The organism is Variovorax glucosi (assembly GCF_051216695.1).
In the GTDB taxonomy this organism is placed as follows: domain Bacteria; phylum Pseudomonadota; class Gammaproteobacteria; order Burkholderiales; family Burkholderiaceae_C; genus Variovorax.
On record NZ_JBPJZE010000073.1, the window covers coordinates 1 to 1,499 of the forward strand.

A 1,499-nucleotide genomic window follows, 5' to 3' on the forward strand; every position below is an offset into this window, starting at 1 on the left:
GGCAAGCACGCCACACAGCAAGGCAGCCGCGGCAAGCACGGCCAGTCGGCGAAGAGAGCGCGTCGTCGGGGGCACGTGGAGAAAGGATGGGCGGACGGAACCGCGAGGCAACCGGCGAGGATCGGTTTCGCACATGTCAACGGCGTGACATTTGGCGGAGATTTCTTAGCCCTGAATTAGCAAGCCCGGTGTACGACGAATTGCAACATGGCTGTCACGCGTCACGCCGAGCATCACGGCGCCCGGCCGCGGGTCTGGTTCATCCACATCTCATAACTCCACTCATGATGAATTCATCCCAACGTAGCAGCGCGTCCTTGCGCGGACGCAAACTCGTGCGTCACCTGACTCCCTGGCCGACAGCCATTGCGGCGGCGGCGATGGTCGTGGCCTGTGGCGGTTCCGACAACAACTCGGGCTTCTTCGGGTTCCCTTCCGGCGGCACCAGCACGACGACCACTTCGGGCGTTGTCACCGGCAGCTACTACCGCAATGCCAAGGTCTGTATCGACACCAACAACAACGGTCGCTGCGACAGCGGTGAACTCGCCACCACCACCGATGCCAACGGCGCCTTCACGCTCTCCGGCCAAGGCGCCGTGGTGGCCGAGATCGGCACGTCGAGCAAGCGTTTCGACCCCACGACCAATGCCGAGACCGCCGTCACGCAGCCGCTGGTGTTCCGCGCACCGGCCGCAGCCAACGGCGTGGTGAGCGCCATCACAACCGAACTGGTGGCGCTGATGGATGCCAACGGCGGCAACCTCGCCGCCGCGCGCACCGCGCTGGCCGCACGCCTGGGCGTGAGCGAAGCGCAACTGCTGGCCGATCACAACAAGATCACCGACGCCGGCATCAAGACCGCGCTGCAGAACGAGATCGACCAGGCTATCGAGCGCATCGCCGAGGCGGTGGCCGAGGCCGGTGCCGGCGGCGACGTAATTGCCGCGCTGCGCAACCGCTTCGCGCTCGACCAGATCACCAATGTCGTCGTCATCTACGCGGAAAACCGCGGCTTCGACAACCTGTACGGCCTGTTTCCCGGTGCCAACGGCATTCCGGGCGTGAACCCGACTTCGCTGACCAAAACGCCGGATCCGCAGAAGGACTTCGACGGCTCGACGCTGCCGACCCTGCCGCCTGTGTGGGGCGGTGTCACCGCGGCTGGCCAGACCACCACGGTCACGCAGGCGCAGACCGTGGGCATGCCCAACCAGATGTTCCAGATCGACGCCGAAGCGGGCTTCTTCAACACCGGCACCAAAGTCGACCAGACCGTCATCTCGCGCGACCTGGTTCATCGCTTCTACAACAACCAGATGCAGATCAACGGCGGCAAGAACGACAAGTTCACCGCCTACTCGGATGCCGGCGGCCTCAGCATGGGCTACTACGACGGCACCAAGATGAAGCTGTGGAAGGTCGCGCAGAGCTTCACGCTGGCCGACAACTTCTTCATGGGCGCGTTCGGCGGCTCGTTCCTGAACCATCAGTACCTC

1 protein-coding gene is annotated in these 1,499 nt (G+C 64.4%); it reads left to right on the top strand.

Going from position 1 to position 1,499, the window contains the following annotated elements; all coding sequences use genetic code 11:
- Positions 1-380: 380 nt before the first annotated feature.
- Positions 381-1,499 (top strand): alkaline phosphatase family protein (locus tag ACSFA3_RS22955; RefSeq protein ID WP_435507762.1); only part of this gene is annotated, 1,119 nt, incomplete at its 3' end.